Source organism: Ancylobacter amanitiformis, from assembly GCF_030814815.1.
Lineage (GTDB): Bacteria > Pseudomonadota > Alphaproteobacteria > Rhizobiales > Xanthobacteraceae > Ancylobacter > Ancylobacter amanitiformis.
On record NZ_JAUSVR010000002.1, the window covers coordinates 455,125 to 479,140 of the forward strand.

Annotated in this window: 21 protein-coding genes; 11 read left to right on the forward strand and 10 right to left on the reverse strand. The window is 66.4% G+C overall.

The features are described 5' to 3' along the window. Nucleotides 1–28: 28 nt before the first annotated feature. From mltG to gmk, 3 genes are all read left to right on the forward strand, one after another. Entirely contained in the window at nucleotides 29–1,240 is a 1,212-nt protein-coding gene (gene mltG, locus QOZ99_RS05170) for an endolytic transglycosylase MltG (RefSeq protein ID WP_306888893.1), read from the forward strand. 98 nt (nucleotides 1,241–1,338) lie between these two features. Beyond that, nucleotides 1,339–2,226 carry a YicC/YloC family endoribonuclease gene (locus QOZ99_RS05175; protein WP_306888894.1) on the forward strand — a complete coding sequence of 296 codons (888 nt, stop codon included), beginning with the start codon at nucleotides 1,339–1,341 and terminating at the stop codon, nucleotides 2,224–2,226. 5 nt (nucleotides 2,227–2,231) lie between these two features. Continuing rightward, on the forward strand, nucleotides 2,232–2,885 hold the full coding sequence (gmk, locus tag QOZ99_RS05180) for a guanylate kinase (RefSeq protein WP_306888895.1): 654 nt from the start codon (nucleotides 2,232–2,234) through the stop codon (nucleotides 2,883–2,885). Between the two features lie 406 nt (nucleotides 2,886–3,291). Here the strand turns inward: gmk and rsmA are convergent, their stop codons facing one another. The 6 genes from rsmA to lptF form a co-directional block, all read right to left on the reverse strand. Continuing rightward, nucleotides 3,292–4,152, reverse strand: a complete 861-nt coding sequence (gene rsmA / locus QOZ99_RS05185; RefSeq protein WP_306888897.1) for a 16S rRNA (adenine(1518)-N(6)/adenine(1519)-N(6))-dimethyltransferase RsmA — start codon at nucleotides 4,150–4,152, stop codon at nucleotides 3,292–3,294. Between the two features lie 10 nt (nucleotides 4,153–4,162). Continuing rightward, nucleotides 4,163–5,251 (reverse strand): 4-hydroxythreonine-4-phosphate dehydrogenase PdxA, encoded by a 1,089-nt coding sequence (gene pdxA / locus QOZ99_RS05190; RefSeq protein ID WP_306888899.1) that lies wholly within the window; start codon nucleotides 5,249–5,251, stop codon nucleotides 4,163–4,165. A 46-nt stretch (nucleotides 5,252–5,297) separates the two neighbouring features. Then, complete coding sequence (locus tag QOZ99_RS05195) at nucleotides 5,298–6,338, reverse strand: SurA N-terminal domain-containing protein (RefSeq protein WP_306888900.1); 1,041 nt, start codon at nucleotides 6,336–6,338, stop codon at nucleotides 5,298–5,300. Nucleotides 6,339–6,437: 99 nt separating this feature from the next. Then, nucleotides 6,438–8,693: an LPS-assembly protein LptD gene (locus QOZ99_RS05200; protein WP_306888901.1), complete on the reverse strand. Its 2,256-nt coding sequence runs from the start codon at nucleotides 8,691–8,693 to the stop codon at nucleotides 6,438–6,440. 206 nt (nucleotides 8,694–8,899) lie between these two features. Continuing rightward, nucleotides 8,900–9,985 carry an LPS export ABC transporter permease LptG gene (lptG, locus tag QOZ99_RS05205; RefSeq protein ID WP_306888902.1) on the reverse strand — a complete coding sequence of 362 codons (1,086 nt, stop codon included), beginning with the start codon at nucleotides 9,983–9,985 and terminating at the stop codon, nucleotides 8,900–8,902. 40 nt (nucleotides 9,986–10,025) lie between these two features. Further along, nucleotides 10,026–11,183 carry an LPS export ABC transporter permease LptF gene (gene lptF, locus QOZ99_RS05210; protein ID WP_306888903.1) on the reverse strand — a complete coding sequence of 386 codons (1,158 nt, stop codon included), beginning with the start codon at nucleotides 11,181–11,183 and terminating at the stop codon, nucleotides 10,026–10,028. 232 nt (nucleotides 11,184–11,415) lie between these two features. Here lptF and QOZ99_RS05215 point away from each other — a divergent pair, with 232 nt between their 5' ends. The 3 genes from QOZ99_RS05215 (at nucleotide 11,416) to QOZ99_RS05225 (ending at nucleotide 14,948) form a co-directional block, all read left to right on the forward strand. Continuing rightward, nucleotides 11,416–12,921, forward strand: a complete 1,506-nt coding sequence (locus QOZ99_RS05215; protein WP_306888904.1) for a leucyl aminopeptidase — start codon at nucleotides 11,416–11,418, stop codon at nucleotides 12,919–12,921. Between the two features lie 24 nt (nucleotides 12,922–12,945). Further along, entirely contained in the window at nucleotides 12,946–13,392 is a 447-nt protein-coding gene (locus QOZ99_RS05220; RefSeq protein ID WP_306888993.1) for a DNA polymerase III subunit chi, read from the forward strand. 302 nt (nucleotides 13,393–13,694) lie between these two features. Beyond that, complete coding sequence (locus tag QOZ99_RS05225; RefSeq protein WP_306888905.1) at nucleotides 13,695–14,948, forward strand: porin; 1,254 nt, start codon at nucleotides 13,695–13,697, stop codon at nucleotides 14,946–14,948. A 662-nt stretch (nucleotides 14,949–15,610) separates the two neighbouring features. Here QOZ99_RS05225 and QOZ99_RS05230 read toward each other — a convergent pair. Further along, entirely contained in the window at nucleotides 15,611–17,482 is a 1,872-nt protein-coding gene (locus tag QOZ99_RS05230) for an ABC-F family ATP-binding cassette domain-containing protein (RefSeq protein WP_306888907.1), read from the reverse strand. A gap of 250 nt (nucleotides 17,483–17,732) precedes the next feature. Between QOZ99_RS05230 and QOZ99_RS05235 the strand changes: the two genes are divergently transcribed. Then, complete coding sequence (locus QOZ99_RS05235; RefSeq protein WP_306888909.1) at nucleotides 17,733–18,551, forward strand: cyclase family protein; 819 nt, start codon at nucleotides 17,733–17,735, stop codon at nucleotides 18,549–18,551. A gap of 21 nt (nucleotides 18,552–18,572) precedes the next feature. Here QOZ99_RS05235 and QOZ99_RS05240 read toward each other — a convergent pair whose 3' ends face one another. Further along, the gene (locus tag QOZ99_RS05240) at nucleotides 18,573–19,067 is read right to left on the reverse strand and encodes a DinB family protein (RefSeq protein ID WP_306888910.1); all 495 of its coding nucleotides are present in this window, start codon (nucleotides 19,065–19,067) and stop codon (nucleotides 18,573–18,575) included. Between the two features lie 281 nt (nucleotides 19,068–19,348). Here QOZ99_RS05240 and QOZ99_RS05245 point away from each other — a divergent pair, with 281 nt between their 5' ends. After that, the gene (locus tag QOZ99_RS05245) at nucleotides 19,349–20,041 is read left to right on the forward strand and encodes an aquaporin (RefSeq protein WP_306888911.1); all 693 of its coding nucleotides are present in this window, start codon (nucleotides 19,349–19,351) and stop codon (nucleotides 20,039–20,041) included. A gap of 454 nt (nucleotides 20,042–20,495) precedes the next feature. On the opposite strand, the gene QOZ99_RS05250 is transcribed toward QOZ99_RS05245, so the two are convergent. Both QOZ99_RS05250 and QOZ99_RS05255 read right to left on the reverse strand, forming a co-directional pair. Beyond that, nucleotides 20,496–20,714, reverse strand: coding sequence for a hypothetical protein (locus tag QOZ99_RS05250; RefSeq protein WP_306888913.1), 219 nt, complete (start codon nucleotides 20,712–20,714; stop codon nucleotides 20,496–20,498). A 236-nt stretch (nucleotides 20,715–20,950) separates the two neighbouring features. Then, nucleotides 20,951–21,166 carry a hypothetical protein gene (locus QOZ99_RS05255; RefSeq protein WP_306888914.1) on the reverse strand — a complete coding sequence of 72 codons (216 nt, stop codon included), beginning with the start codon at nucleotides 21,164–21,166 and terminating at the stop codon, nucleotides 20,951–20,953. A gap of 243 nt (nucleotides 21,167–21,409) precedes the next feature. On the opposite strand from QOZ99_RS05255, the gene ndk reads away from it, so the two are divergent. From ndk to QOZ99_RS05270, 3 genes are all read left to right on the forward strand, one after another. Continuing rightward, a complete protein-coding gene (gene ndk, locus QOZ99_RS05260) occupies nucleotides 21,410–21,832 on the forward strand; it encodes a nucleoside-diphosphate kinase (protein WP_306888915.1) in 423 nt (140 codons plus the stop codon). A gap of 393 nt (nucleotides 21,833–22,225) precedes the next feature. Then, nucleotides 22,226–22,921: a TerC family protein gene (locus QOZ99_RS05265; RefSeq protein ID WP_306888916.1), complete on the forward strand. Its 696-nt coding sequence runs from the start codon at nucleotides 22,226–22,228 to the stop codon at nucleotides 22,919–22,921. A gap of 284 nt (nucleotides 22,922–23,205) precedes the next feature. Continuing rightward, nucleotides 23,206–23,955, forward strand: a complete 750-nt coding sequence (locus QOZ99_RS05270) for a TerC family protein (RefSeq protein ID WP_306888919.1) — start codon at nucleotides 23,206–23,208, stop codon at nucleotides 23,953–23,955. Nucleotides 23,956–24,016 lie beyond the last annotated feature (61 nt).

Genomic DNA, 24,016 nt, shown 5'->3' on the forward strand with positions numbered 1-24,016 from the left:
CTGCCGGCGGACGCCAGGCGAGACCCAGATGACCGATCAGACACCTGAGGAGCGCGCGCTCGCGTCGCCCGCCCCATCCAACGCTCCGCCCGCTCCGGGCGAGGCCATGTCGGCTCACGCGCCACCTCCGCCGCCCCCCGTCTGGAAAGGCAAGCCGAAGCGGGTGCGCAAGCCGTCCCGCTGGGCCAATCATCCCCTTGTCGTCGCCGGCAGCATGGTCTTCACCCTGCTCGTCGTCGGCATCATCGTGGGCGGCGGCGCGCTGTGGTTCGGCCTCAAGCGCTTCCAGTCGCCCGGTCCGCTCGCCCAGGACACGGCCATCGTCATTCCCGGCGATTCCGGGGTGATCGACATTGCCGACCTGCTGGTGAAGCGCGGCGTCATTACCGATAAATGGGTGTTCGTCGGCGCGGCGGTCAGCACCCGTTCCTCCGGGAAGCTGAAGGCGGGCGAGTATGAATTCGCCCAGAACGCATCGATCCGCCAGGTGCTGGACACGATCGTGTCCGGCAAGGTGATCGAATATAACGTGACCATTCCCGAAGGGCTGACCAGCGACCAGATCGTCGAGCGCCTGCTGGCGGTGGCCGAACTGGCCGGCGGCATCCGGCAGGTGCCGCGCGAGGGCAGCCTGATGCCGGACACCTACAAGGTCACGCGCGGCACCACGCGCGAGGACCTGCTGCGCCGCATGGCGCGCACGCAGGATGTGACGCTCAAGGATGTCTGGGCCAGGCGCGATCCCAGCCTGCCGCTCAAGTCGCCGGACGAACTCGTCATTCTCGCGTCCATCGTCGAGAAGGAGACCGGCGTTCCCGAGGAGCGGCCGCAGGTGGCGGCCGTGTTCGTCAACCGCCTGAACAAGAAGATGCGGCTGCAGTCGGACCCGACCATCATCTATGGCCTGGTGCGCGGCAAGGGGCGGCTCGACCGCCCGATCACCCGCACCGACATCACCACGCCGACGCCGTTCAACACCTATACGATTCCCGCCCTGCCGCCGGGGCCGATCGGCAATCCCGGCAAGGCTTCGCTGGAGGCCACGGCCAATCCGGCCAAGACGCGCGACCTCTATTTCGTGGCGGACGGCACGGGCGGCCATGCCTTCGCCGAATCGCTGGACCAGCACAACAAGAACGTCGCGCGCTGGCGGCAGGTTGAGCGCGACCAGAAGATCGACCCCTCGCGCCTGCCCGCGGGCACCTCGGGGACGACCGGGGTAACCCCGTCGGTCGACTGAGCGGACGAACCTTCCATCTTGTCGCCCGTTCCGCTTGAGGGGCGGGCGCCCGCTCGTTATGTTCCGCCCGCCGCGCGCATTGCGGCAGGGGAGAGAGCATGGCGCTTGCCAGCATGACGGGCTTTGCCCGCACCCAGGGAAGCGCCGGCGCGTGGAACTGGGCCTGGGAACTCAAGTCGGTCAACGGCAAGGGGCTCGACATCCGCCTGCGCCTTCCCGGCGGATGGGAGGGGCTGGAAATCGGCCTCAAACAGGTGGCCGGCCGGGCGCTCGCCCGCGGCAATGTCAACGCCACCCTTTCCATGACCCGCACCGATTCGGCCGTGAGCGTGCGCGTCAACGAGGACATGCTGCGGGCTGTGGCCGCCTCGGTCAGCACGGTAGCCGCGGGGCTGGGCGCGCCGCCGGTACATCTGGAGAGCCTCCTCAACATCAAGGGCGTGATCGAGATCACCGAGGCCGAGGACAGCGAGGACCAGCGGCGTATCGTCGAGGCGGCGATCATCGCCGGCTTCGAGACCGCGCTGGCCGATCTCGTCACCATGCGCGCCCAGGAGGGGGCGGCGCTCGGCCTCGTGCTGAACGAGCGGCTGGACGGCATCGCCGCCCTCACCGCGCGGGCGGAGGCCAATCCCACCCGCCAGCCCGAGGCGATCCGCGCCAAGCTCGCCGAGCAGATCCGCGTGCTGACCGAGACAGCCGTGAATTTCGATTCCGACCGGCTGCATCAGGAGGCGCTGCTGATAGCCGCCAAGGTCGATGTGCGCGAGGAACTCGACCGTCTCGTCGCCCATGTCGCGGCCGCGCGTGCCATGCTGGGCGAGGGCGGCGCGGTCGGGCGCAAGCTCGATTTCCTGGCGCAGGAATTCAACCGCGAGACCAACACGCTCTGCTCGAAGGCGAACGACGTCTCGCTGACCGCCATCGGCCTTGAGCTCAAGGGGCTGGTGGAGCAGTTCCGCGAGCAGGTCCAGAACATCGAGTGAGGCGCATGAAGCACTCCCACGTCGCCCGCCGGGGCCTTATGCTGATTCTTTCCTCGCCCTCGGGCGCAGGAAAGTCGACGCTGGCGCGCCTGCTGCTGGAGCAGAATCCCGACATCTACCTCTCCGTCTCGGTGACGACCCGCGGCCGGCGGCCGAGCGAGGTGGAGGGGGTGCATTATCACTTCCACTCGCGGGATCGTTTCGAGCGCATGCGCGATGCCGGCGACCTGCTGGAGCATGCCGAGGTGCACGGGAATTTCTACGGCACGCCGCGCGAGCCGGTGGAGAACGCGCTGGCGTCGGGTCGCGACGTGCTGTTCGACATCGACTATCAGGGAGCGGAGCAGCTCTACGCCAAGATGCGCGAGGATATCGTCGGCGTGTTCATCCTGCCGCCGTCCGCCGCGGAGCTGAAGACGCGGCTGGAGCGGCGGGCCGAGGATGCGTCGGGCGTGATCGAGAAGCGGCTGAAGAACGCCCGCACCGAGATCGCCCACTGGCAGGATTACAATTACGTGCTGGTCAACGAGGATCTGAACAGCACCTTCGCCAATCTGCGCAACATATTGCTGGCGGAACGGCTGCGCCGCGAACGTCAGGTCGGGCTGGCTCCCGTCATCGCGCGGCTCGACGAGGAACTCGCGACGCTGACGGATTGACCGCCCGGTCGTCCGTTTCGTCGAATCGAACGACCTCATCTGGGGCCCGACCCATAAGCGTCCTCATCCCGCGTGTCTGGCGCGTCCTTCCCTCTCCCAGTTGAGCAGAGGTGGCACGCGGAGCGGGTCGGTGAGGGGCTCCAGCGATTGCGAAGCGTCGAAGACCCCTCAACCCCAACCCTCTCCGTCAAACTCGGCTGTTGCCGAGTTTGACCTTCCAAGAGATCGAACCCGGCAACAGCCGAGTTCGATGCGGGGAGAGGGAGGAAAATCATCGTTCCCGTGCACATTTGCAATTGCGAGCGAGATACTGAGGGGCTCGTTCGAGTACACCCGGACGAGCATCCTTCGAGGCCCGGCTTCAGCCGGGCACCTCAGGATGAGGGAGCGTTATCGGTCGGCGCCGTCAGGACGCGCCCGCCCGCATCGCGGCCCAGGTGTTCGCCAGCGCGACGAAGCCCTCGACCGGCACCTGCTCGGCGCGTTCGGTCGGGGCGATGCCGGTTGCTTCGAGCAAGGCCAGCGTGTCGACGCCGAGGCTCTTGAGGCTCTGGCGCAGCATCTTGCGCCGCTGGCCGAAGGCGGCCTCTGTCACCTTCTCCAGCATCTTCAGGTCGCAGGGCAGGGGCGCGGCGTGCGGCACGATGTGCACCACAGAGGATGTGACCTTGGGCGGCGGTACGAAGGCGGAGGCGGGCACGTCGAAAGCGATGCGCGCGCTCGCCCGCCATCCCGTGAGGATGGCGAGCCGGCCATAATGATTGGTGCCCGGCGCGGCGACGATGCGCTCCGCCACCTCGCGCTGGAACATCAGCGTCAGGCTCTCATACCAGGGCGGCCACGGGTCCGACGACAGCCAGCCGATCAGCAGCGGCGTCGCAATATTATACGGCAGGTTGGCGATGATCGCGGCGCGGCCGCCCGCCGGCACCAGCGCGCGGTAATCCGCCTCCAGCGCGTCGCCCTCGATCACCTCCAGCCGTCCGGGATAATGCGCCGCGACCTCGCCCAGCGCTTGGATGCAACGCGCGTCGCGCTCGATGGCGACGACCTTGTCCGGGCCTAGCGCGAGAATCGCGCGGGTGAGCCCTCCGGGGCCGGGCCCGACCTCCACCACCGTCACGCCGTCGAGCCGGCCGGCCGTGCGGGCGATCTTCGAGGTGAGGTTGAGGTCGAGCAGGAAATTCTGGCCCAGCGACTTGAGGGCCGAGAGGCCGTGCGTGCGGATGACCTCGCGCAGCGGCGGAAGTTCGTCGACGGCGCTCATCGGCGGGCCCTCATGCGCAGCGCGCGGCGGCGGCGCGCCGGGGCTCGGCCTCCGCGCGTGCGGGATTGTGCGTGGCCTGGCGCCGCGCGTCGGCATCGGCCAGCCTCCGGGCGAGGCGCAGAGCCTCGATCAGGCTGGAGGGATCGGCCTGGCCGGTGCCGGCGATGTCGAAGGCGGTGCCGTGGTCGGGCGAGGTGCGCACGAAGGGCAGGCCGAGCGTGACATTCACCGCCCGTTCGAAGGCGAGCGTCTTCACTGGCGCCAGCACCTGGTCGTGATAGGCGCCGATGACGACGTCATATCCCGCGCGTGCCCGGGCGTGGAACAGCGTATCGGCCGGGAACGGCCCGCGCGCATCAATGCCCTCGCGCTGCAACGCCGCGACGGCCGGGCGGGTGATTTCCTCGTCTTCGCGGCCGATCGTGCCCTGTTCGCCGGCATGGGGATTGAGGCCGCAAAAGGCGAGGCGCGGGCGCGCCAGCCCGAAGCGCTCGGTGAGGTCGCGCGCGGCGATGCGGCCGGTCTCCATGAGCAACTCGCGGGTGAGCCGGTGGACGATCTCGGCCACCGGAATGTGGATCGTCGCCGGGATCACCGCGAGTTCGGGAGACCAGATCATCATCACCGGCTGCAGCGCCGGGCTGCCCGCCAGATGCGCCAGATATTCGGTATGGCCGGGAAAGGTGAAACCGTCGGCATAGAGCACCGACTTGGCGATGGGGTTGGTGACGATTGCCGCCGCCCGCCCGGCCTGCACGAGGCCCACGGCGGCGTCGATGGCGGCGCGGGCGGCGGGTCCGCTGGTCGCATCCGGCAGGCCGGGCTCGGCGGTGGCGGAAGGGCCGGCTGCGACGACAGGCAGTGCCTCGCGAAAGCACCCGACCGCCTCTTCCGGCGCGCAGGGCTGCACCGGCACGGCGAGACCGAGCCGCGTGGCCCGCCGGCGCAGCACATCCGCATCGCCGGTGACGAAGAAGGCGGGCAGGCCCAGCGCGTGGCGGCCCACCCATGCCAGAAGCACGATATCCGGGCCGATGCCCGCCGGCTCACCCAGCGACAGGGCGAGGGCGGCAGACGGGGGCGCGGTGCGGAGGGGCATCGATGTCTCACGCGGTCGGAGGCGATAGGCGCAGGCAGACAGCCGATCAGCGATACTGGATCATCGAGGATCGGCGAGCTTCTTCCAGCAGGCGTTTGGACAGCGAATCGAACTGCTTGTCCTGCAGTTGCGAGCGAACTTCCTTCTTCTGCGCGCTCTCGCCCACCACTTCGCGCCGATTGCAGATGGCCACCATCTCGATGCCGGCGCGCGTGACTTCCGGGGGCGTGGTCTGGCCGACCGGTGTGTCGCTCATCACCTTGCGCACCGGCGCGCTCATATCCGCCGAGGTGCGGACCACGGGCTCACGGACCACCACTTCGCGCATGCCGCGCGCAACGCCGACGCCGGTGTCGCAATCGGTGAACTTGCGGCGCAGTTCATTCGCCTCGGCAAGACGCTGGCCACGGACAGAATCGGGCGCGGTGCGCGAGACGACCAGCACGATCTGGCGAATGGTGAATTCGGTGGTGCGCTGGGCCTGGGTGATATCCTCGCCCTTGGTCTGCAACTCGGCGAAAATGTCGGAATCGCGCACCGTGGTGGCGGAGGAGAAGCGCCCGCGCACGTAGGAGTTCCACACATAGTCCGCGCGCATCTTCTGCTTCATCGCAGTGGCGGTGATGCCGGACTGGGCGAGGGCCTGGGTCAGCTGGTCCGCCGTGCGGCCACCGCGCGAGGCCATCTGCGTGAACATTTTGTTGATCTCGTCATCATCCGCCGTGATGCCGTAGCGCTGGGCGGTGAAGATCTTCAGCCGTTCGTCGATCAGTTCGTCCAGGGCCTGCTTCTGGCTCGGCGAGCGGCGCTCGGTCAACTGGTCAAGCTTGATGCGCTGCGAGACGTCGAAATTGGTGATCGGCTGGCCTTGCACCATCACGAGGATCTGCTGCGCGGCGGCCGGTGAGGGGGACAGCGCAACGGGAAGGGCGAGCGCGCCGGCCAGCAGCAGCGGGGCGACCACGCGGGCGAGGGTGCCCGAACGGCGTTCAGAGCGGGGCCCGGATATGCCCCGCCGGCAGGCGATCTTCAGCATGTCGCGCATCATCCTCCTCTCGCCGTCGGCGCCGGGCGGTCCTGCGACCATCGGCAGCTCGCGACGAACCCGATCTGCCCGCACTTCTGAGGAGCGCTTGTGGCACCAATGCGACGCGCAGGGCATCCGCGTCGCCAGTTCACGCGGGTTTTAGTTCGAACTCGTTCCCGAGCCAACCCCGGACGAGAAGCCCGCAGAACCCAGCGTGCGCAGGGTGACCGTCACCAGCACGGTGTCGACCCGCTGGCGATTGGTGCTTTCAGTGTAGTCCGAGCGGTAGCTCAGCGCGATACCGAAGCAGTCATCGGCATAGGAGACGCCGATCAGCGAATAATCGATCTCTTCAAGCTGGATATTGTAGCGGGCGCCCGCCATCAACTTCCAGTTGTCGTTGATCTTGTATTCGCCGGTTCCCAGCACGCCTTCGCGCGCCTCGTAATAGCCGAGCAGCGGCTGGGCGGCGTAGAGGCCATAGGTCGCCGACAGGCTAAGCTGCTTCCAGGAAGCGCGGCCCTCAAGCTCGTAGCGCTCGACTTCCCAGTCGTCCTTGTCGAAGCGGAAGCGGTTGATCAGCGCGAAATCGCTGGTGGGCGCGTAATAGAGGCGGGCCACATAATCCGAGGCCGTGTCCTCCAGCCCGGATTCCGCCCCGGTATTGGCCATGTCGAGATAGGCGTAGGAGTTCTGTCCCGCCAGCTGGTACGACTGGCCGAACAGCGCATTGATCTGGCCGGCGCCCTGGATGTTGGCGGTGTACTGGATGCCGACATTGGCGCGGGTGCCGCCCTCGACGCGGTCATAGCCGGAATATTTGTTGATCTCGAACAGGTTCGTGTCGTCGAAGACCAGGCTCTGGGCGTCCTCGTTGGGGAACTTGCCGATATCGGTCTCGTTCGGTCGCACGATGATCTGGGCGATCGGCTCGATGGTCTGCGTGCCCCATTTCTCGACCGAGAGGAAGGGGTAGCGGTATTCGAGGCCCATGGCCGGCATGGCGCGGTACAGCTGCTCGCTGTCCGATTGCAGCCAGGGATAATCGACCGGATCCGCGTTGACCGCGGCAACGTCGAGCTGGACGTTCAGGAACGGCGTCCAGGACTGGCCCAGGTCGTCGATCAAGGTCTTGCGCCAGTTCGCGACGCCCGACAGGCGCGTGTAATTGCCCTGCATGCCGCGCATCAGGCACTCCGCCCGCGCCACCGCCGGATCGGCGCTCAACAGCGCGGTGTTGCAGCCATTGGAGGGGCCGTCCGAGCCATAGGGCACGGCCATCGCCTCGGACGTGGCACGCAGGTCGATCTGGTTGCGGCTGAGGCTGGTCAGGTTGAAGTCGTAGCTGAACTCGCCGCCCATCACCGACTCGCCCAGCGTCTTGCTGTAGTCGATCACCGGCGCCACGACCGGCTGCTGGTCCTGGATGTCGTAGGAGGTCAGGCCCGTGAAGTACTGCAGGCGGGCGTCGAAATAGCTGCGATCGCCCTGGCCCACGAGATAGAGCTGCGAGGTGACGGTCTTCGAACCGTCGTTCACCAGCTTGTAGTTCTGCAGGAATGTCTGGTCCGAACTCAGCCAGCCGTCCCAGCCCCAGTACCATTGCTGGTTCAGGTTGAAGCGGCCATGCGTCTCGATCATGCCGCGCTGTTCGCGATAGCCGGGCTGGCCCTGGAACTCGTCCTTGTCCAGCTGGTCGATGCCGGCGGCGCGGATCGAGTACATGCCGGTATCGAGGCGATGGCGGAATTCGCCGTCCAGCAGCACACCCTGCTTGCTCAGGAACAGCGGCGAGAACGTCACGTCCATGTTGGGCGCGATGTTCCAGAAATAGGGCACGGTCGCGCCGGTGCCGATCTGGCTGGAGCTGACGAATTTCGGGATGAGGAAGCCGGACTTGCGCTTCACCGTGGGATCGGGCGCCGACATATAGGGCACCCACGCCACCGGCACGCCCAGGAACTCAAGCCGGGCGCTCTCGAAATAGATCGTCTGCTCCTTTTCCTTGTGAATGATCCGCTCGGCCCGGATTTCCCACATGGGAGGCTTCGTGGGATCGGTCTTGCAAGGTTCGCAGGGCGTGTAGGCGCCGCTGGTGAGCACGGTCGTGTCCCCGCCCGACCGGTCGGCGCGGGCGGCGGTGAAATGCATGTTGTCGGGCGTGTCGATGCGCAGCGAGTTCACGAAGCCGTCCGTGAACTGCTGGGACAGGTCGAGATTGTCCGCGGCGATGACCTTGCCGTCCTTGTCCTTCAGCCGGACGCCGCCTTCCGCGCGCAGCCGGCTGTTGGCGCGGTCATAGACCACGCGCTTGGCCTCGAGCACGGCACCGTCGAAATAGATCTGGACGTTGCCGTTCGCGATGACCTCATTGCGATTGTAGTCGTAGACCAGCTCATCCGCGGTCACGAGCATCTTCGCATCCGGGTCGACCTCGCGCTGGGCGAGCAATTGGCCCGCCGCACCAGTTCCACCCTGAGCAAGCGCCCGCCCCGCCGGAATCAACGTTCCGAGCGCGCCTGAAACTACCGTAAAGAACAGCCAACAAGCGGAGATGCCCAAACGGCGCTTGTGCCGCTCCACCATCCGGCCCGCTTGGCCGGCCACGACGCCGCCGACCTTCATCCGTCCTCCCGGTGAAGCAGGATGAGAACCCCCATCAATGCCCCAACGACTGCTGGAAACCACGCTGCCATGACGGGGTGAACTGCCCCGACCTCCCCGAGATCCTCGGCGAGCTTGGTGAAAACATAAAGCAGAAACCCGGCGACCACGCCACCGAGAATCGTCTGTCCGATGCCGCCGAAGCGGAATACCCGCAGGCTGACCGAGGCGGCGATCAACACCATCGCCAGCAGCAGCATGGGGCGGGCCAGCAGGCTCTGGTACTGCAGCCGATAACGATCGGCCCCGAAACCGATCCGGGTCGCCGCATCGATGGCGGCCGGAAGATCCCAGAAAGACACCGTCTGCGCCTGCAGCCGGTCCTGGATCTGATTCGGGGTGAGGTTCGTTGCAACCATGTAGGTATCGTACGCCTGCAGTCCTATTTCCGGAGTTAAGACCCGCACGTCGCTGAGACGCCAGGCACCTTCCTCGAGAGTAGCCGTTCGCGCCTCGATGCGCTCCAGCAACTTGCCATCCCCACCAAACAAGAAAACGTTAACGCCGGAGAGCTGGCGGCCGCGATCGCTCTGCGCGGCGGCCTGGATGATCGCCTCGCCGTCGACGCTTTGCTGGCGAATCCAGTAGCCGCCGGTGGTCGAGGCGAAAAGGCCGGTCTGGCGATTGAAGATTTCCGCCTCGATCCGGCTCGCGCGCTCCTTGAACTCCGCCGAAAGCGGATTGTAGACAGTTGTGGAAAACACCCCGAGCAGCAGCGCGAGGATGCAGGCCGGCGCGATGAATTGCCACGCCGAGACGCCGGCCGAGCGCGCCACCACGAGTTCCAGCCGGCGCGACAGCGTGAGGAACGTGCCGATGGCACCGAACAGCACCGCGAAGGGCAGCAACTGCTCGGTGAAATACGGCACGCGATAGAGCACCAGCAGCAGCAGGGTCGCGGAATCGACGTCGCGCTCGCCCACGCGGCGGGAGAGTTCGAGGAAGTCGATCAGCATGATCAGGAAGGCGCAGCCGATGAAGATCCCGAGCACGGAGGTGAGGAAGCGCCGGCCGAAATAGATGGCGAGGGTGCGGCCTATCACGACGGGACCTCCCGGCTGGAGCGCGCGTTGAGGGCTGCCATCAGTTCACCGTGGCCCGCACGACGCGCTGCGCCATCTTGTCGATATAGCGACCGATCGCCCGCGGCATGCGCGGCCTGAACCGCGCGCTGAGCGAAAGCGCCGAGCCGATGATGAACACGACCGGCACGAGATAGACGAACGGCACCAGGCCGGCATTGTTGCGCACCTGGTTGATCAGCCCGAAGCTCACGACCTGTAGCACGATCACGAAGGGCGCCGTGGCCGCGAGAGCGAGCCCGCGTCCCTCGCGGGTCGTTCGCGGCTCGGCCAGCGCGGCCACCGCGATGGCGAAGAACGCCAGCACATAGAGTGGCAGCGACAGCCGGCGGTGGATCTCCTCGGTGAAGCGTCCGGGATCCAGCTTGTAGGCGAGGTCGTTGGGGTCCGGGCTGAGCAGTTCGCGGAACGAGCGCTCCGGCGCCCGGTAGATCGTGTTGTCGCTGTTCGAGGTGAAGGGCGACAGGTCGAAGGCGTAGCGCTGGAACTCCACCACGTTGGTGTCCGGCTTGCCCGTGGAGCGGCGGTGGATCGCCCCATGCTCCAGCACGAGGAAGGTACCTTCGGGGCTGTCCACCACCTGCCCGCGTTCGGCGAGATAGGTGCTGACCTGGTCGGGATTGCGCGCGTCGTTGATGAAGATGCCGCCCAGCACGCCGTTGGCGTTGCGCTCGCGCACGTTGAAGACCATGCCGGGCGCCAGATTGGTGAAGCGGCCGGGCTGGGCGATGAAGCCGACGAAATCGGCCCGCACGCGGCTGATCTCATAGCGGAACTGCCGCATCGCGGCGGGCACCAGCTCCAGCGAGAGCGCCGCACATCCGGCGGCCACCAGCAGCGCGAGGATGACGAGCGGCCGCAGGAATCGCCAGGTCGAGAGCCCGGCGGAACTCGCCACCACGATTTCCGAATCGCTGTTCATGCGGAAGAGCGTGTGCGCGACCGCCATGAACAGCGCCGAGGGCGCGAGGCCGAGAATCAACGCCGGCAGGGCGAGGCTGGTGATGAAGACGAAGGCCAGGATGGTCTGGCCCTGCGTCGTCATGATGTCGAGTTCACGCAGCGCCTGCGTCACCCAGATCATGCCGGCAAGCACGAGAAGGGTTCCAAGGAAGGCGATGAAGGCCGTGCGGAACACGTAGCGGTCCAGTCGGGTCATCGAGCGGCGGTCCTCTGCTGCCTTGCGACATGTCCGCCGCCCCGGCGTGACCATCGTCGCCAGATGAATAATTGGCCTCGGGCTTCCGTGCAAATCGGGCGATCGGGCGGGCGGTTCACCATGTGCGCCGCCGGGCCTCGTCGGCGTGCCCGCATTGGGCTAAAGATGATGGTCCAGAACGTCTCCCGCGCAGAATGACGTCCCGCGCGGACGACGCCAGCCAAGGTGCCCCATGCCCGATACCGTGAAGTTCAGTTTCGCCAAGCTCCCCGCCGCGCTGGAGGGCATCACCGTCCTTCTCGCCGCCGAAGGGGCCGATGGCGTGCCCGCCCTGGCGCCCGCGGTCGAGGCGCTGCTCGCGCCGGCCGGCGACCTGTTCGCGCGGGCGGCACAGGCGGACCGTTTCGACGGAAAGTCCGGCACCTCGCTCGAACTGATCGCTCCGACCGGGCTCGGCGCCTCGCGGCTCATCGTGCTGGGCGTAGGCAAGCCCGCCGAACTGAAGACATTCGACTGGCTGAAGCTGGGCGGGACCGCGGCCGGCAAGCTGCCCGGCTCCGCCAAGGAGGCGGGCATCGTTTTCGCTCTTCCGGGCGGTGAGGTTGCCCCGGAAGCCGCGGCCGAGTTCGCGCTGGGCGTGCGCCTGCGGGCCTATTCCTTTGATCGTTACAAGACCAAGAAGAAGCCGGACGACAGCGCGTCCAAGCTGAAGGTCACTCTTTATATAGAGGACGACGCGGCGGCGAAGCGCACCTTCCGGAAGCGCGAGGGGATCGGCGAGGGCGTGGTCATCGCCCGTGATCTGGTCAACGAGCCGGCCAACGTGCTCACCCCGACCGAGTTCGCCCGGCGCACCGGCGATCTCGCCAAGGTTGACGTCGAGGTCGAGGTGCTGGGCGAGAAGGAATTGCGCAAGCTCGGCATGGGCGCGCTGCTCGGCGTCGGGCAGGGCTCCGTGCAGGAGAGCCGCGTCGTCGTCATGCGCTGGCGCGGCGGCAAGGAAGACGAGGCGCCCGTCGCCTTCATCGGCAAGGGCGTGGTGTTCGACACCGGCGGCATCTCGATCAAGCAGGCCGCCGGCATGGAGGACATGAAGGGCGACATGGGCGGCGCGGCCTGCGTGGTCGGCCTCATGCATGCGCTGGCCAGCCGCAAGGCCAAGGTCAATGCGGTCGGGCTCATCGGCCTGGTCGAGAACATGCCCGACGGCAACGCCCAGCGCCCGGGCGATATCGTCACCTCCATGTCGGGGCAGACGATCGAGATCATCAACACCGATGCCGAGGGCCGGCTCGTGCTGGGCGATGTGCTCTGGTACGCCAAGGAGCGCTTCAAGCCGCGCTTCATGATCGACCTCGCGACGCTGACCGGCGCCATAATGGTGGCGCTGGGCACCGAACATGCCGGCCTGTTCTCCAATGACGACACGCTGGCCGAGCGCCTTGCCTCCGCCGGGCAGGCGACGGGTGAGAAGGTGTGGCGCATGCCGCTCTCGCCCGACTACGACAAGATGATCGATTCGAAGTTCGCCGACATGAAGAACACCGGCGGCCGATTCGGCGGCTCGATCACCGCGGCGCAGTTCCTCAAGCGTTTCGTCGCGGATGTGCCGTGGGCGCATCTCGACATTGCCGGCACCGCGATCAATTCCCCGTCGACCGAGTTCAACCGCAGCTGGGGCGCGGGCTGGGGCGTGCGGCTGCTCGACCAGCTGGTCGCCGATCACTACGAATCCTGACGGGCGCAGGCTGTGGCCGACGGTTTGACCGAGGTGTTCTTCTATCATCTGCAGGGGCGGCCCATGGAGGCCGCCCTTCCGCAATTGCTGGAGAAATGCCTCGAGCGCGGCTGGCGCTGCGTGGTGCAGGCCGCCTCGCCCGAGCGGGTGGACGCGTTGGACCAGCTTCTGTGGAGCTTCGACGAAGCGTCCTTCCTGCCGCACGGCACGGATCGCCAGCCGGATCCGGCCCGTCAGCCGATTCTCCTCACGACTTCCGATTCGAATCCGAACGCCGCGGCCGTGCGCTTCCTCGTGGAAGGTGCCGTCCTTGAAGGGTTTGCCGGCTATATCAGGGTCATTCACCTGTTCGACGGCGCCGATCCCGACGAACTGGAACGGGCGCGCGCGCAATGGCGCGTGGCCAAAAGTGGCGGCCATGCGGTCGCATATTGGCAGCAGACCCCCGAGGGGCGCTGGCAGCAGCGCTGATCACGCCCGCGCCGCAAAAGCGCCGGCCCGCCGCCATCCCGACATCTCATGACATTTCGTTAAGCCTTGATTCACCATGTGTTTTCCGCATGGTGGCTATGGCGTCGCGGCGCTGGCGGAGTGTGTGAGAATTGTGTCTACATGGCAACACTCCCCTGCCGAATGCCCTGAGGGGCCGCTTCTGGGCCACTTTGGCTTTGCACGGACCAGGGCTTTCCAACAATATCGTCTGCGGATGCCGCGGTTGCGGTGGGTCCTGACAAGCGAAAACCCAACATTGGTCCAATTTGGGGGAGAATGAAGTGAAGACGGTCATCAAGAATGTGCTGCTCGGCTCGGTCGCTGGGCTTGCCATGGTCGGGACTGCTGCGGCGGCCGATCTGCCTGTGAAGGCGAAGGCTGCGGAATATGTGAAGATCTGCTCCACCTATGGCGCGGGCTTCTACTACATTCCCGGCACTGACACCTGCCTGAAGGTCGGCGGCTTCGTGCAGGCCGACTACTACTGGCAGGATTACGACTACCTGCCGAGCGGCGACTTCCAGTCGACGTACTTCCGCGCTCGTGGCGCTATCCGCCTCGACGCCCGCACGCAGACCGAATACGGCACCCTGCGTTCGTTCATCGACCTGCGCGCCACCTACGGCGACGGCCTCGGTAACGTTTACGGCGACGGCGGCGATTCGACCGCGATCAACCTCGACAAGGGTTACATCCAGTTCGCTGGGTTCACCTTCGGTAAGGTTCAGTCGTTCTTCGACTACTACGCCGACAACAACGTGTGGGGCTTCGACTCGGTCTACCTGACGGCCGACACGAACGTCACCGCTGCTGCCTACACCGCGGACTTCGGCAACGGCTTCACCGCCACGATCTCGGTGGAAGACGACTCGAACCGCTCGAACGGCGACAGCCTCGGTCAGACCGCTCAGCCGGATATCCCGGCCCTGATCGGTAACATCAACTACGAAGGCGAGTGGGGCGGCTTCCAGATTTCGGGCGCGGTCCGTCAGCTGGACGACAGCTACTACAACACCCAGGGCATCACGACCGCCGACTCGGTTGGTTGGGCTGTTCTCGGTGGCGTGAAGTTCAACCTGCCGATGCTCGGCGAGGGTGACACGCTGTACCTCGAAGGCGCCTATGGCAGCGGTGCTACCGGCTACACCGGTATCAACGGCAACTACTCCTCGATCTATTCGATCCAGGACCTCTACTACAACCCGGTCACCAACGAGCTCGAGTCGTCTGACGTTTGGACGATCGCTGCCGAACTGACCCACTACTTCACGCCCCAGGTCTTCGGCGTGCTGTACGGCAACTACGGCGAAGCGGATGTCCCGGCTGCCAACACGGCTGCTTACGGCACTCCCGGCCTGAACATGTGGACTGCTGGTGCCAGCCTGAACTGGACGCCGGTCAAGAACCTCCTGTTCGTGGCGCAGTACACCTACGGCGCGTCTGATTACAACGCTCCCGTCACCGACGCTTTTGGCAACCTCACCAATTCGTCGAACTTCAATCAGGTGCTGCTCTCGGTTCGCCGCACCTTCTGATCTCTTCCGAGATCGGATTGAATGGAAACCCCGGCCTTGTGCCGGGGTTTCTTTTTGCGTTCAGTTTTGTGCGTTGGGACGTTCGATGGTCATCGTCGATCCACCCGAGGCAAGCGTCGCGCTCGTTGGCGCGGACGACCCTATCGGCCATGCCGATGATGCACCGCCCCTCGTCGCCAGCCATGGATGGGGGACAGATATCGCGGAGCGAGACCGCACCCGGCGCCCCGCGCCAGACGGCCGGCGCCCGAGGCGCCGCAAGCTCTGTCCGCGCGCAAGCGCGATACGCTCCCGCGCGCAAGCGCGACACGCTCATGTGTGGGGGAGGGGAGGCTCCGAGCCTGTCCGTGGCCGCGCCTCCTCCGGCAGGCTTTCTCCGGCAGTCTCTTGCTCCCGCGCCACGCGCTCGATTGCGGCCGCGAGACCAGACCACGCCTGCCAGGGCGGGTACGGAAACATCCGATCAGTTTGTTGAGTGCAGGTTTGCATCGCGGCGCCCGCCGCGACAGGCCAAGCGGCGTGGCTTCGGGGGCCGTATCCAGCCGGCGCTTTCGCGGATGCCGACCACGTCCGGCGAGCCGCCGTTCCGTGGCACCCTCCATCGCCGAGCTTTTGCGTGCCTTTATGTGGAGCCGGCGCTTTCCGGCGCTGGCCGCGAAGAGTCAGGCGCCGCCGGCCTCGATCCGCTCGACCTCGCCCGAAAGTGCGATCCAGCGCTCCTCTTCGCTGGCCAGCTTGACGGCAAGTTCCGCGCGGGTGGAGGAGAGCCGCGCCGCCTCGCGCGGGTCCTTCTCATAGAGGCCGGGGGCGGCGAGCTTGGCGTCCAGTTCGACCAGCTGGCGCTCCATCTTGGCGATGGCGCTCTCGGCTTCCTTGATCTGCTTGCGCAAGGGGCCGAGCGCCGGTCGCTTCGAGGCTCCATCGCGCGAGCGCGTATCGGAAGCCGTCTTGTCGCCGCGCGACTTTTCCGGCCCGCGCCGCAGCACCAGTTGCTGGTATTCGTCGAGATCGCCCTCATAGGGCCGCACCGTGCCATCGCCTACCAGCCACAGCCGCTCGGCGGCGGCGTCGAGCAGCGAGCGGTCATGGCTGATGAGAATCACCGCGCCGGGAAAATCATTGAGCGCCTCGACCAGCGCCTGACGCGCGGCAATGTCGAGATGGTTGGTCGGCTCGTCGAGAATCAGCAGATGCGGGCCGCGAAAGGCGGCAAGGCCGAGCAGAAGCCGTGCCTTTTCACCACCCGACAGGCTGGAAATCCGGGTATTGGCCGGCTCGCCCGAGAAGCCCATTTCCGCGGCGCGCGAGCGCACCCTGGCTTCCGGCGCGTCGGGCATCAGCCGGCGCACATGGTCATAGACCGTGTCCTCGGCCACCAGTTCGTCCAGCTGGTGCTGGGCGAGATAGGCGATTTCCAGGCCGGGCGCCCGCACCACCTGCCCGCCGAGCGGGGCCAGCCGGTCGGAGATCAGCTTGGCGAAGGTTGACTTGCCATTGCCGTTCGGGCCGAGCAGGGCGATGCGATCGTCATGGTCGATGCGCAACGTCAGATTGCGCAGCACAGCGCGCCCGTCATAGCCGGCGGACACCCCGTCGAGGGTGAGGATGGGCGGGGAGAGCAGGCGCTCGGGATGCCGGATGGAGATGGCGGCCGCCGCCTCGCCGACCACTTCCGCGATCGGCGCCATGCGCGCCAGCGCCTTCAACCGCGACTGCGCCTGCCGCGCCTTGGTTGCTTTCGCGCGGAAGCGCTGCACGAAGGATTCCATGTGCTTGCGCTTGGCATCCTGCTTGGCGCGCGCCTTCTGGTCCAGCGCCAGCTTTTCCGTGCGCTGCCGCTCGAAGGAATCATAGCCGCCGCGCCACAAGGTCAGCTTGCGCTGATCGAGATGCAGGATGAACGAGACCGACTGGTTCAGCAACTCGCGGTCATGGCTGACGATCAGCACGGTGCGCGGATAATGGGCGAGATAATCCTGCAACCACAACGTGCCTTCGAGGTCGAGATAATTGGTCGGCTCGTCGAGCAGCAAAAGGTCGGGCGCCGAGAACAGCACGGCGGCGAGGGCTACGCGCATGCGCCAGCCGCCGGAAAATTCGGCGCAGGGCCGCTGCTGCGCGGTCTCGTCGAAACCGAGCCCGGCAAGGATGCGTGCCGCGCGCGCCGGCGCGGAATGCGCGTCGATATCGACCAGCCGCAGTTCGATATCGGCGATCCGCCCGGGATCCTCCGCGCTCTCGCGCTCGCGCAGCAGGGAGGCGCGCTCCACGTCCGCGGCCAGCACCACGTCGATCAGCCGCTCCGGCCCGGCGGGTGCCTCCTGCGCCACCTGGCCGATGCGCGCATTGCCCGGCATGCGGATATCGCCGCTTTCCAGAGCGAGATCGCCGGTGATGGCACGGAACAGCGTGGTCTTGCCGGTGCCGTTGCGGCCGACGAGGCCAACCCGGCCGCCCTCGGGAATGAAGACCGAGGCATGCTCGATGAGAAGCCGCCCGGCGACGCGCAGCGAGATATCGTCGAAAGTGATCATGCGTCGTCTTCTGCCGCGCATGCGCCGGGCCGGCAAGAGCGATCACGCCTTCCGCGGGCGCATGTGGCGCGATCCGCTCCCCATCGATCGGTTCCGGCCATGGTCCGAGCCGGGGAACCGCGCGCCGGCCCACGACTGGCGCGGGAAGCGGCCTATGCATTACCTTGGGGTAGAGGCGGCGTCATACGCGTGCGAAATAATACACCATGTGAGTAGAATATAGAATCGACACAATGGAGAGGTGGAAGCCATGTGCGTGCCCGGATGTCAGGAAGCGGTTGCCCAGCGCCTCTCGCGGCGTGGTCTTTTCAAAGGGGCGGCGGGAGCGGCGGCGCTGGCCGCCTTTTCGGCGGCGCCCGTGGGAGGCGCCTTCGCGGCGCCGGTGAGTTTCACCCGGGTGGTCGACCTCACCCATGTGCTGGACCCGGCCTTCCCGACCTTCTTCGGCAAGCCGCAGCTGGAAGTGCGCAAGCTGTTCACCTTCGACAAGGACGGCTTCAACCTCAACGAATGGGTGGTGAACGAGCATACCGGCACCCATCTCGACACGCCCTTCCACTTCAGCAAGGACGGCCCGAGCGCCGACGCGCTGGCGATCGAGAATCTGGTCGTGCCGCTGGTGGTCATCGACGTCTCGGCCAAGGCGGGCGGCGATCCAGATTATCAGGTGACAGCCGCCGATATCGCCGCCTACGAGGCGGTGAATGGCGCCGTGCCGCCCGGTGCGGCGGTCGCGCTCTATTCGGGTTGGGAGAAGCATCTCGGCACCGACATGTTCCGCAATGCCGACGCCGCCGGCACGATGCATTTTCCCGGCTTCCATCCCGATGTCGCGGCCGTGCTGGCGGAGAAGGGGGCGTCCGGCGTGGTGGTGGATACGCTCTCGCTCGACCACGGCGCCTCGAAGGATTTCGGCTTCCACTACAAGTGGCTCGGCTCCGGGCGCTGGGGCGTGGAAGCGGCCGCCAATCTCGGCACGCTGCCGCCGAAGGGCGCGACGCTGGTCGTGGGCGGGCCGAAAATCAAGGGTGCCTCGGGCGGGCCCAGCCGCGTTCTGGCGCTGGTCTGAACGCGGTGCAGGGGCGAGGCCTCACGCCGCGGCGGCGAGGCCCGTTTCCCGCTGATACTGGATGAGGTCGAGCGAGGGTGCGGCGCCCTTGCCGAGAAAGCCGCTGATCAGGCAATGAACCTGCCCGCGATGGTGGGTCTGGTGGTTGAACAGGTGGTCCAGGACGGTGGCGAGCGGCTGCTCGAATAATTGCCCGGCCGTGTTGGCATAGGCGAGCGGCGCCACCAGATCGGCCTCGCCGAGCCCCATGATGAACGCCAGAAGACGGGTATCCTCGGCCTCGCGCGCCGGGGTCAGCGCAGCGAGTGTCTCGAACAGGATCGTGTCGAGCCGGGAGGGCGACTCGCCCGCGCCGGTGAGGCGGCGCATCCAGATCCGGTCCGTCACCAGAAGATGATTGAGCGTGCCGTGAACGGAGCCGAAGAAGGCGCCGCGCTCCGCCTGGTATTGATCTTCCGCGAGGCCGGCGGCGGCGGCATACAGGCGCTGGTTGGCCCAGCCATTATAGCCGGCCATCTGGCGATATCGCGCAATGAAAAGGCCCACAGCTGTGGATGGAAGGGGCATGAGCGCGGCTCCGGCGGTCTCTGGTGCGGGCTATCATGCGCGCCGCGCTGCGCGCCCGCCAATTCCCAATGGTGATGGGCGACACCACGCGGGCCGATCGATGGCGCCCGTCCTTGCTGCGTCGCACAACCCTTGACTGTGCTTGACGGCGCCGGGTTGTGGGTATGTCCTCCACCTGCGGCGCTTTGGCGCAATGGATGCGTCGAGACGCGTCCGCGTTGGGGTGGGTTATGAAGAAGTACGTTGCGGAATGTCTAGGCACCGCCGTGCTGGTGCTGTTCGGCTGCGGCTCGGTCGTCGTCACCGGCTTTGCCGAAGCGTCTCCCGTCTGGTTTCTCGCCGTGGCTTTTGCCTTTGGCCTCTCGGTGACGGCCATGGCCTATGGCATCGGGCCGATTTCGGGATGCCACATCAATCCGGCCGTGAGCATCGGCGTCTGGGCCGCCGGGCGGCTGCCGGCCGGCGATCTCCTCGGCTACATCGTCGCGCAGGTGATCGGCGGCATTGCCGGCGCGGCCCTGCTCTACCTCATCATGTCCGGCAAGATCGGTGGCTATGACGTCGCCGCCTCCGGCCTCGGCCAGAACGGGTGGGGGGAGGGCTATGGCCGCAATTTCGGCATCAGCACCGCCATCATCGCCGAACTGGCCGGTACTTTCGTGTTCCTGGTCGTGATCCTCGGGGCGACCAGCGCGGCGGGAACGGCGCCCGTCGCCGGGCTCGCCATCGGCCTCACCCTGGTGCTGATCCATATCGTGTTCATCCCGGCGACCGGCGTATCGGTCAATCCGGCGCGCAGCATCGGGCCCGCACTGTTCGTCGGCGGCACGGCGATGGAGCAACTCTGGCTGTTCGTGGTGGTGCCGCCCATCGGCGCCCTGGTCGCCGGCCTGCTGTTTCGCGCCAAGGTGCTGGAAGACTGAAGCAGGCCCCCGGCCCCACGACATGGCGGGGCCGGGGATGCCGAACGCGGCGCCGGGTCGGCGGGAACGGGCCGGTTCAGGTGTTCCGGAAAAGCCGGAGCGAGGTCAGCTTCGCCCATGCCGCCGCAATCCCGGCTGAACGGCTCGTTGGCCGCCATTCATCTCGCGCCTGCCGGCGGGTCGTTCATGCCGCCTGTGGCCGGAAGACCCGGCAACCAGCGGAGCGGGCAAAAAAATGCCCCGGCTCCTGGGGAGGGAGCCGGGGCGCTATGGGCTCGCGTGGGGCTTGGGGGAGTGGGGATGCCGCGAGCCTAAGTCCTGAAAACGATAAAACCCTGAAAACGATAAAGTCCTGAAGTCACGCAGCCTTCGATTTCGACAGTCCGGATCGGCGGGACGGGTGAAACCGACGGAATTTCATCGAAGTCCATCGCCGGGAACTGCCGGCGGGCACTCAGTAGCAGACCGGGCGCTCGACCCGGACCATGCGGCCCGCATCGCTCATCCACCGCGCCTGCATCACGCAATCGCCCGCCACCGGCTCCGCCGGAATTTCCACGGTCGCCACCGTCGGCTGGCGCTTGAAGTAACCCGTCGCCGAGGCCGCGCCGCCGAACAATGCGCCGAAAGCCATCAAGGCGGCGATCATGCTGAGAGCGATTGTCTTCGACATATCCGATCCCCTTTCCACCTTCCGGTGAAAAGTCACCGGACAGTTAGACCGTCATCATTCCATTCTCTACTCTGGATACACGACGCCACCTGTCATCCCGCTGTCGGGACGACCTTGCAGAACGTTCCAAAACGCGTTCCTGCATCCGTGGGAGCCTCATGCGATCCGTTAACGTGGTCTTAACGTATGTAGTGCCGATAAAGTTCCAAGCGCCACTCATGAAGTCGTGAAGATACCTATTCATCGAATACACAGCGGCGGGCCATCTCGATCCGCGGCTGGCCAGTCGACACCAGACGCCGCTCCATGAAGCAGGTGCGGTAACCTTGTCGCATCGCAGCATCCGCACTTGCCGCCACCGCCGAGGTGTCCGACAGCACCACCTGGGGAAGCAGCATCGCCGCCGCCAGAACGAAGGCCGCTGCACCGGCCGTGAGGATCAGCTTGGACATGTTCGACTTCCGTTGCGGCTCGGCCGGGCGTTGCGACCCCATCGCCATCAACCAGATGCGCCCGCCGCGGTTCCGCCACAAGTGTGGTTCGAACGCTCCTTGCGCAGGAGCACGCTGACGTGATCGGGCCTCGCTCTCCCGCGGGCGGGGGAAAACCTCGCGGGCTTCATCTTGTCGTGATGGGGCGCCACCGTTATAAGCCGCAGCGAATTCGCCCCCTCACAACTTCAAGGAACGAACGCCATGGCGCTCGAGCGTACCTTTTCGATCCTCAAGCCCGACGCGACCCAGCGCAACCTGACGGGCGCCATCAACAGCTACATCGAGAAGGCGGGCCTGCGGATCGTCGCCCAGAAGCGCATCCTGCTGACCCGCGGCCAGGCCGAGGCCTTCTACGCCGTGCACAAGGAGCGCCCCTTCTTCGGCGAGCTGGTCGAGTTCATGATCTCCGGCCCCATCGTCGTGCAGGTGCTCGAGGGTGAGAACGCTGTCGCCAAGCATCGCGAAGTGATGGGCGCCACCAACCCGGCCAATGCCGCCGAGGGCACCATCCGCAAGGACTTCGCCCTGTCGGTGGGCGAAAACTCGGCGCATGGCTCGGACAGCCTTGAGAACGCGCAGATCGAGATTGCCCAGTTCTTCGCGGGCAACGAGATCGTCGGCTGATCGCCGAGGTCCCTCGCCGGGCCTTCGCCGCAGTCTTTCACTGCGGCTTCCGCTGAGTTCACACCCCATCTGGGTAGCCAGGTGGGGTGTTCTGTTTTTGCACAGCGGCGTAAGCTCACGCAGCGCAGCACAGTCAATTCAACAAAATGCGAGCCATGGGGTTGGCTGCCTCATGGAATATTATGTATGTTGTCGTCTTGGGCGCTGCGGGGGTCCGGCCACGGAGAAGTGGCCCGCAGCGGGGAAGCCGTTATGGCGCGCCAAGAGCGCCCGGGAGTGGGCCCGCCGGAGCCACCTCCTCTTGCCTCACCGTTTCACGGCGCGCCAACGCCGAACGAGCCACAAATGAATCCCGTCCGCACGTGCGGACGGGGGTGAGGGAAAATCAAGCCGATGAGCTACCTTGAGCCGCTATTCTGGCTAGCGCTGCTGAAAATCATCTGGATCAACGTCCTGCTGTCGGGCGACAACGCCGTGGTGATCGCCATGGCCTGCCGCTCGCTGCCCGACCGCATGCGCAGGACCGGCATGGTGCTGGGCGCGGCTGTCGCCGTCGGCATGCGCATCGTCTTCACGGCCATCATCGCCGTGCTGCTGGGCCTGCCGTGGCTGCGGGTCATCGGCGCGCTTGCGCTTATGTATATCGCCGTCGACCTCGTGGTTCCCGAGGCGGAAGGCGAGGAGGGCGGCGTCACCGCTCATGACAGCCTGTGGCGCGCCGTCGGCACCATTGCGGTGGCCGATCTCGTCATGAGCCTCGACAATGTCGTCGCCATCGCCGCGGTGGCGGATGGCAACTGGGTGCTGATCATCATCGGCCTGGTCATTTCCATCCCGATGATCATCGCCGGCGCGGCCCTCATCATGAACCTGCTGTCGCGCTTCCCCTTCCTGGTCTGGGCCGGCGCGGGCCTGCTGGGCTGGGTGGCCGGCGAGATGTTCCTGTCGGACATCAAGGTGGTCGAGTTCCTCGGCGAGGCCTCGGTGCACAGCCTGGAATATGTGGCCGCCGCCGCCGGTGCGGCGCTGGTGCTGCTCATCGGCTGGACGATGACGCGGCTGCGGCGCCCGAGCCAGCCGCACGCCTGATCGCTTGAGGCGTTCCCTCGCCTGAAGGCGCCCGCGACCTCGTTGAGGCGCGGGCGCTTTCAGTTTGGCAACACCGGTCTGGAGTACATTATAAAGTATTCCAGACAAAAACCGCGATCCTCGTGAGGGGAGGCGGGCGGGGCGCGCGTGCCGTATCCTGTCCCGCATCCCGCTCGCCGCCGGGCTCTCGCCTGATGTTCATGTGCGTTATCATGCCGGCCGGTGCCCGCCGCGCCCGAAAACGCCGTTACGCTGCTGTCATTTCGACGATCTGAGAGGACAAGATGGATTTCACCAGCCCGATTTTCTGGGTGGCGCTGCTGCAGATCATCTGGATCGATCTGCTGCTCTCCGGCGACAACGCCGTCGTCATCGCCCTTGCCTGCCGCTCGCTGCCGGAGAAGCAGCGCAAATGGGGCATCCTGCTCGGCGCCGGCGCGGCGGTATGCCTGCGCATCGTCTTCGCGCTGGCGGTCTCCTATCTGCTGGGCGTGCCGCTGCTGAAGGTGGTGGGCGCGCTGCTGCTGTTCTGGATCGCCGTCAAGCTGGTGCTGGACGAGGGCGGCGAAGCGCATCACATCGAGGGCGCGGACAGCCTGTGGAAGGCCGTTCGCACCATCGCCATCGCCGACGCGGTAATGAGCCTCGACAATGTGGTGGCCATTGCCGCCGCGGCGCGCGGCCATGCCGAGCTGTTCATCTTCGGCCTGCTGCTGACCATTCCGCTGATCATCTTCGGCTCGCAGCTGATTCTGAAGCTCATCTCGCGCTTCCCGATCCTCATCTGGTTCGGCGCGGCGCTGCTCGGCTGGATCGCCGGCGAAATGCTGGTGGGCGACAAGGTGGTGCTGGAGACGCTGCAGGGCTTCGCGCCGGCAATGGTCGAGACGATCGAGGATCCCGCCGATCCGATCGGGCTGAAGCCCGCGGCGCTGCCGCATTACCTCATGGCGGTGCTGGGCGCGGTCTTCGTGGTCGGGTTCGGCTGGATCGTGAAGAGCCGCCGCGCGACCGCCACGGTCGGCTCGCACTGAGCGCTCGACGCGCCGACGACTGTCAAATGAAGGGGCGCTCCGCTAGGATACTGGCGGAGCG

Coding starts and splice junctions, on each gene's coding strand:
- mltG (WP_306888893.1), top strand. CDS start 29: ATGACCGATCAGACACCTGAGGAGCGCGCGCTCGCGTCGCCCGCCCCA.
- QOZ99_RS05175 (WP_306888894.1), top strand. CDS start 1,339: ATGGCGCTTGCCAGCATGACGGGCTTTGCCCGCACCCAGGGAAGCGCC.
- gmk (WP_306888895.1), top strand. CDS start 2,232: ATGAAGCACTCCCACGTCGCCCGCCGGGGCCTTATGCTGATTCTTTCC.
- rsmA (WP_306888897.1), bottom strand. CDS start 4,152: ATGAGCGCCGTCGACGAACTTCCGCCGCTGCGCGAGGTCATCCGCACG.
- pdxA (WP_306888899.1), bottom strand. CDS start 5,251: ATGCCCCTCCGCACCGCGCCCCCGTCTGCCGCCCTCGCCCTGTCGCTG.
- QOZ99_RS05195 (WP_306888900.1), bottom strand. CDS start 6,338: ATGGTCGCAGGACCGCCCGGCGCCGACGGCGAGAGGAGGATGATGCGC.
- QOZ99_RS05200 (WP_306888901.1), bottom strand. CDS start 8,693: ATGCTCGTGACCGCGGATGAGCTGGTCTACGACTACAATCGCAATGAG.
- lptF (WP_306888903.1), bottom strand. CDS start 11,183: ATGACCCGACTGGACCGCTACGTGTTCCGCACGGCCTTCATCGCCTTC.
- QOZ99_RS05215 (WP_306888904.1), top strand. CDS start 11,416: ATGCCCGATACCGTGAAGTTCAGTTTCGCCAAGCTCCCCGCCGCGCTG.
- QOZ99_RS05230 (WP_306888907.1), bottom strand. CDS start 17,482: ATGATCACTTTCGACGATATCTCGCTGCGCGTCGCCGGGCGGCTTCTC.
- QOZ99_RS05235 (WP_306888909.1), top strand. CDS start 17,733: ATGTGCGTGCCCGGATGTCAGGAAGCGGTTGCCCAGCGCCTCTCGCGG.
- QOZ99_RS05240 (WP_306888910.1), bottom strand. CDS start 19,067: ATGGCCGGCTATAATGGCTGGGCCAACCAGCGCCTGTATGCCGCCGCC.
- QOZ99_RS05245 (WP_306888911.1), top strand. CDS start 19,349: ATGAAGAAGTACGTTGCGGAATGTCTAGGCACCGCCGTGCTGGTGCTG.
- QOZ99_RS05250 (WP_306888913.1), bottom strand. CDS start 20,714: ATGTCGAAGACAATCGCTCTCAGCATGATCGCCGCCTTGATGGCTTTC.
- QOZ99_RS05255 (WP_306888914.1), bottom strand. CDS start 21,166: ATGTCCAAGCTGATCCTCACGGCCGGTGCAGCGGCCTTCGTTCTGGCG.
- ndk (WP_306888915.1), top strand. CDS start 21,410: ATGGCGCTCGAGCGTACCTTTTCGATCCTCAAGCCCGACGCGACCCAG.
- QOZ99_RS05265 (WP_306888916.1), top strand. CDS start 22,226: ATGAGCTACCTTGAGCCGCTATTCTGGCTAGCGCTGCTGAAAATCATC.
- QOZ99_RS05270 (WP_306888919.1), top strand. CDS start 23,206: ATGGATTTCACCAGCCCGATTTTCTGGGTGGCGCTGCTGCAGATCATC.